The organism is Saccharothrix sp. ST-888 (assembly GCF_000955975.1).
Taxonomy (GTDB): Bacteria; Actinomycetota; Actinomycetes; order Streptomycetales; family Streptomycetaceae; genus Kitasatospora.
Window position 1 is genome coordinate 1 of sequence record NZ_JYJF01000190.1, and the last position, 6,057, is coordinate 6,057.

The 6,057-nt window shown below is 71.2% G+C and carries 5 protein-coding genes; 4 read left to right on the forward strand and 1 reads right to left on the reverse strand.

The annotated features are described in order from the left end of the window. From UK12_RS41840 to UK12_RS31590, 3 genes are all read left to right on the forward strand, one after another. A partial coding sequence (locus tag UK12_RS41840) for a class I SAM-dependent methyltransferase (protein ID WP_045306642.1) occupies positions 1 to 566 on the forward strand: 566 nt, incomplete at its 5' end. Between the two features lie 207 nt (positions 567 to 773). Further along, complete coding sequence (locus UK12_RS31585; RefSeq protein ID WP_045306643.1) at positions 774 to 1,436, forward strand: DedA family protein; 663 nt, start codon at positions 774 to 776, stop codon at positions 1,434 to 1,436. A gap of 59 nt (positions 1,437 to 1,495) precedes the next feature. Next, positions 1,496 to 2,419 carry a Gfo/Idh/MocA family protein gene (locus UK12_RS31590; protein ID WP_045306644.1) on the forward strand — a complete coding sequence of 308 codons (924 nt, stop codon included), beginning with the start codon at positions 1,496 to 1,498 and terminating at the stop codon, positions 2,417 to 2,419. 337 nt (positions 2,420 to 2,756) lie between these two features. Here UK12_RS31590 and UK12_RS31595 read toward each other — a convergent pair whose 3' ends face one another. Beyond that, positions 2,757 to 5,345, reverse strand: a complete 2,589-nt coding sequence (locus UK12_RS31595; RefSeq protein WP_082120116.1) for an ATP-binding protein — start codon at positions 5,343 to 5,345, stop codon at positions 2,757 to 2,759. 496 nt (positions 5,346 to 5,841) lie between these two features. Between UK12_RS31595 and UK12_RS40240 the strand changes: the two genes are divergently transcribed. Continuing rightward, positions 5,842 to 6,057, forward strand: a 216-nt coding sequence (locus UK12_RS40240) for a hypothetical protein (RefSeq protein ID WP_197085330.1), incomplete at its 3' end; no start/stop codon positions are given.

Here is a 6,057-nt window from a genome sequence, read left to right on the forward strand (position 1 = left end):
TCGGCGACGGGCTGGAGACCGAGTACTGGCGGGTCGACAACGGCCGCGCGCAGTGGCTCTCCGTCGACCTGCCCGACACCATCGCGCTGCGGGAGCGGCTGCTGCCGCCCGGGCCGCGCCAGCGGCTTCTCGCCCGCTCCGTCACGGACCACAGCTGGATGGACGAGGTCGACACCGCACACGGCGTCCTGATCATCGCGCAGGGCCTGCTGATGTACCTGCGGCCGACCGAGGTCCGTGAGCTGATCGCCGGCTGCGCGGAGCGCTTTCCGGGCGCCGGCTTCGTCCTGGACGCGGTCCCGCGCTGGTTCAGCAGGCTGGCCACCGCCGGACGGCTGCGCAACCGGGGCTACCAGGTGCCGCCGATGCCCTTCGGTATGGACGCCGGCGACCGCGCCGAGCTGGCCACCGCGCACCCGGGCATCGTCGAGGTCCGGGACGTGCTGCCGCTCCGGGGCCGGGGGCTGCTCGGCACGCTGATCCCGTTCGTGGCCCGGTTGCCGCTGGTCGGGGCGCGCCGGCCGTCGGTGGTGGTGCTGCGTTTCGCGGAGCGGGAGCGGGGCTGAACCCCGGTGCTCGATCGGGCCCGGGCAGCCGGGCGGCGCGGCCCCGGACACCAGCGGTAGGAACCAAAGGCGGGCACTGTCCGTTACCGGTGCGGGCCGGCCGTCGGGTTAGGCTGCCCTCACGGGGACTCGTCGGGGAACGCGGGCCCTTCCTGCTCGTTCCGGGCGAGACGCGCCGTCTCGTCCTGCCCACGGAGGTAACCGGCCTTGCACATCGATCAGTGGATCGAGAGCGTCCCACCGGCGGCGGTCTACGCGCTGGTCGGGCTGATCATCGGAGTGGAGAGCCTCGGCATTCCGCTGCCCGGTGAGATCGCCCTGGTCACGGCGTCCATCATGGCCGCCACCGGTGCGGTCAATCCCTGGGGGGTGGCGATCTGCGCGATCCTGGGGGCGATCATCGGTGACTCGATCGGCTACTCGATCGGGCGCAAGGGCGGCAAACCGCTCTTCGAGAAGCTCGGCCGCAGGTTCCCCAAGCACTTCGGGCCCGACCATCTGGACAGCGCGGAACACTCCTTCCAGAAGTGGGGCATGTGGGCCGTCTTCTTCGGCCGGTTCATCGCCCTGCTGCGGATCTTCGCCGGGCCGCTCGCGGGTGCGCTGCGGATGCCGTACTGGAAGTTCCTGGTCGCCAACGTGCTCGGTGGCGTGATCTGGGCCGGCGGCACCACGCTGCTGGTCTACCAGGTGGGCAAGGTGGCCGAGAAGTGGCTGAAGGACTTCTCCTACATCGGCCTGGCCGCCGCCCTGGTCGGCGGTGCGTTCTCGGCCTGGCTGTTCAAGCGCCGGGCGGCCAAGGCCCGTGCCGCGCACCCCGAGACCTCGGGCGGCAGGAGCGGCGAGCCGCTGGAGTCGGTCCGGGACTGACGGGCCGCAGGGGAGGGTCGTCGGCCATGGCGGTCACGGTGCGGGACGGAGGCAGGGGCATGCGGGTAGGGCTGTTGGGTACCGGGCCGTGGGCCGGGCGGGTGCACGCGCCCGCGCTGGCGGCACACCCGGAGGTGGAGTTCGCCGGGCTCTGGGGCCGGCGGCCCGAGGCGGCGGCGGCGCTCGCCGCCGAGCACGGGGTGCCCGGGTACGGCGGCCCGGACGGCCTCGACCGGCTGCTGGCCGAGGTGGACGCCGTCTCGATCGCGCTGCCGCCGTCCGTCCAGGCGGAGCTGGCGGTGCGGGCCGCCGAGGCCGGGTGCCACCTGCTGCTGGACAAGCCGGTGGCGCTCACGGTGCCCGAGGCCCGGCGGGTGGCCGACGCCGTCGAGCGGGCCGGGCGTGCCTCGGTGGTCTTCTTCACCCTCCGCTTCGGCGGCGACCAGGCCGCCTGGCTCGCCGAGCAGTCCGGGCGGTCGGCGCCGGGCGAGTGGTTCACCGCCCGCTGCGAGTGGCTCGGCTCGGTGTACGCCGCCGGGAGCGACAGTCCGTACGCCGCCTCGCCCTGGCGGCACGAGAAGGGCGCGCTGTGGGACGTCGGGCCGCACGCGCTGTCCGTCCTGCTGCCGGTGCTCGGGGACGTCGTGCGGGTGACGGCCGCCGAGGGGTCCGGTGACACGGTGCACCTGGTGCTCCGGCACGCCGAGGGCGCCTCCAGCACCGCCACGCTGAGCCTCACCACACCGAAGGCGGCCGCCGTCTCGGGGGTCGGCCTGGAGCTGCGGGGCGAGGCCGGGCTGGTGCGGATGCCGGAGCGCAACGAGAGCCCGCTGGCCGGCTTCGGACGGGCGCTCGACGCACTTCTCGCCGCCGCGGACGGCGGGGCGGCGCACCCGTGCGGGGCGGCCTTCGGCCTGCGGGTGGTGGAGATCCTGGCGGCTGCGGAGCGGTCGCTGGCGACGGGTGCGACCTGCCGGGTGTGACGGGTTCCCGGTGAGAGCCCCGGGCCCCCGGCGGAGCGTGGCCGCGATCTCCGTCACGACCCCGACCCGAAAGGCGGGGACGTACGAAAGGCGCGGGCAAGCGGGTTGGATCGAGGGAACCCTCGACCGGCGAGCCAGCCTCTATTAGACGCTTTCAAGGCGATGCTGCGGGGCAGTTTTACGAGCATGCGCTCCAGCCAGGGCAGCCGCCATGGGCGCGTTTCCGGATGAATGGACCTCGTCGACATTGTTGCGGTGAAGCGGAGCAGAGCCCATTTCCCTGACCGAAGCCCCGATTCCGCCGGAAGCCGTCCGGGTGAACCATTGCGGAGCGCTGTCAGTGCTCGGACTGGTGGAGTCTGCGGGCGGCTTCGTGGCGGGTGTGGACGCCGAGTTTGGCCATTACCGCGCCCACGTGATGCCCGGCGGTCTTGGGGGCGATGTAGAGGCGGGCGGCGATCTCGGCATCCGACAGGCCCTCGTACAGCAGTTTCAGGACGTCCAGCTCCCGGTTGGTCAGCCCGTACGGATTGACCCGGGTGGCCTCCCGCGGACCACGCCGGACCGGGCGGACACCGCGGGTACGCATCACGGTGCGGGTGTGTGCCACGGCCGGCCGGGCGCCGAGGACCTCGAAGGCGGCCAGGGCCTGGTGCAGCGCGGGTGCGTCGCCGGACAGGCGGGCCAGCGCGGCGTCGTACGGGCAGCCGAGCCTGTCCCATCGTGCCGCGGCGCCGGCCCAGTCGCCGGCCAGCTCCAGCGCGTAGGGTTCGGCCGCCGGCACCTGCGGGGGTGCTCCTCCGGCTCGGTGGATCCAGCAGGCCAGGGGCCCGGACAGCCAGGGATGGGTACGCCCTGCCAACGCGGCCAGACCGCGTTGTGCCTCTTCCTGCACCAGCTCGTGATCACCGGCCAGCCAGGCCACCTCGACCCGTGCCTCCCACCCCAGGCCCGTGTCCAGCAGGCAGTTCGAGTCGACCAGGCTCGCCGCCTGCTCCAGCAGCGGCGACACCTGGGCCTTGCCCTGGCGGGCCCGCACCAGGCCCAGGACGGTCAGGGCCAGGGCCCGGCCGGTCGGTGGTGAACCGGGATGGGACAGGACGTCCTGTGCGGCATCGTCCGCCTGGGTCCACAAGCCCCGGTTCAGCAGCCCCCAGCTGCCCCAGGCCCTCGTGCACAGCAGGTAGGTCAGCAGGTTGCGATCGAGGCAATGGGCTTCCGCCCGGCGCACGGCCGCAGTGGTCCGGGCGGCATCACGCTGCAGTGCGGCGAACCAGCACATGATGAGCTCCATGAAGCCCGCGTCCACCGGCAAGTCCTGTGCCATCGCGCCGGACACCGCCTGTTCGCAGTCCCCCCAGCCGCACCCTTCGCTCAGCGCTCGTGCCGCCGCGGTATGGAAGCGAGCCTGGACGACCACCCCCGCATCGCCGAAGCGCTCACCCAGAGCGATCGCTTTCTCGGCGTGGGCGGCGGCCACCGCCACCCCTTCATGCTCATAGCAGGCCAGCTGACAGAGGTTCAGGTACGCCCAGGCCAGCTCCCGGCTCGGCCCCAGTCCTTCGAGTACCCGCACCGCATCCAGGCCGGTCTGTCTGGCCTCGGCGGTCCGCCCGGACGGCCACAGCCAGCACGACAGCCAGCGCAGGTTCTCGCCCTCGCGCAGCCGGTCGCCTAGCGTACGGCGCAGCTTCGCCGCCGTACGGCGAGAAGCGACCCCCTCATCCAGCCGGCCGGACAGGAGACAGGCCCGTGAATGGCCCTCCAGTAGGGAGCTCTGTTGGTCGGGTGGCAGACGGTCGGCGTACCGCAGGGCGCGGGCGTACTGGGCAGCTGCTTCCCGGTGCGCGCCCGATGCGGCAGCATGGGCGGCCGCTGCGGGCGCGTACTCCAGCACGGCGGTCGGATCCCTGGCGCCCTCGGAATGATCGGCCAGCAGTGCCAGATCATCCACAGCGACCGGACCGGACCGCATCGCCGCCAGCACGTGCCGGTGCACCTGCAGACGGTAGGCGGCGGGGACGGCCTCCAGCACCGCCAGCCGGGTCAGCTCATGGCGGAACTCGGTCACCTGCCCGTCGGTGCACACGATTCCGCAGGCCACGGCCTCATCGAGCGCCTCCTCCGGGGCCGGCAGGATGCTGGCCAGCAGCGGTAGCGAGACCCGGCGCCCCAGGACGGCCAGCACGTCGACGACCATGCGCGCTGCGGCCGAGAGGTCGGCCAGGCGACCGGCGACGGCCTCGCGCACCGTGGCCGGGATGGGCTCGGCAGGGGCAGCGAGGATCTCGGTGACGATGAACGGGTTGCCGGCGGAGACGCGATACAGCTGCTCGGCGTCGACGGCGTGTCCGGTGGCCAGCCGGGCCACGGCCCGGCGGCTCAGGGGAGCCAGGTCGTGGCGGTACACCCACGGATAGCCGGCAAGGGTGCCGAGGAGCGAGGTCAAATGGTGGGTGCGGCCGATCTCGTCGTTGCGGTAAGTGGCCGCCACCAGCGCCGGAACGCTCGGCAAGCGCCGGGCCAGGTAACGCAGCAGGTCCATCGTGGCCTCATCGGCCCAGTGGATGTCCTCCACGACCAGCAGGCTGGGATAGGCGCTCAGGTCGGCGAGCAAACAGTCGAAGACCTCATCAGAACGGCAGGGGCCGGCCAGCGCCCCGGTCAGGGCAGTGCGTACCGCCTGGCCCAAGCGCGGGGCCAAGTCCATCAGAGGGCCAAGGGGCCGGGGTGTGGCCAGCGGGTCACAGGCACCGATCAGAACCCGGATGTTGGGATCAGCCAGCCGGGCCAGGCGGTGCACGACGGCGGTCTTGCCGATGCCGGCCTCGCCGCGCACAAGGGCCAGACGTCCAGGGCCGTTCACAGCCGCCCGCAGGTGACCGGCAAGGTCCTGGAGCACGGCCTCTCGCTCTAGCAGGTCCATCACGAGCCAGTTTCCCTCCGCGGCCGGAGCCGCGCAAAAGATCCAGACCGATCCAGGCAGGTCGGCCGGTGGCGCGGTGTCGCGGGATACCGGGGTGGGATGTGGGGTGTGTCGGGGTGGAACTTGGGGTGTTCACCCGATGTGCCCCCGGTTGCAGCAGCGCATGCTGGCCATGGCGTTTCAGAACCCGTGTCTCCCGGTTCGCGGCTTGAACCGGCCCGTGAGCATGCCGCTCACCCCGCGCCTCCGGAATGACTCTGGCAGCGAATCCAGTCAAAAACGACAGGCAACTCAGGTTGCCGTCGTCTGTCGAGTCGCGAGACTCCGAAGGGTGAAGTGGCCGGAGTGTCAGTGGCTTAATCAAGTCATCAGGTCAGCCGGATGACTCACTCGAATCGCCGGGAACCGACCCGGCGGCGTATTTTGCAGAGAATATCCTCGTAATCAAATTTGGCTACGAATCAATTTCATCAGTGCTCAGCGGGAAGGGATCATCATGTTTAGCAAATTTACAAAGCGTACGGCGTTGCTGACGGCATCAGCTGCGCTGGTTGCAGCAGGCGCCATGACTCCCACCGTCGCCTTCGCCGCCCCGGCGCCTACAGGCATTCACGCGATGGTGCCGAATGATAACGGCGGCAATAATAACAACAACAATAACAACAACAACGGCCGGGGTGGCAACAACAACAACAATAACAACAACAACGGC

Bases quoted from the DNA above. Each gene is read 5' to 3' on its own strand.
- UK12_RS31595 (WP_082120116.1), bottom strand. From the start codon at position 5,345: ATGGACCTGCTAGAGCGAGAGGCCGTGCTCCAGGACCTTGCCGGTCAC.
- UK12_RS31590 (WP_045306644.1), top strand. From the start codon at position 1,496: ATGCGGGTAGGGCTGTTGGGTACCGGGCCGTGGGCCGGGCGGGTGCAC.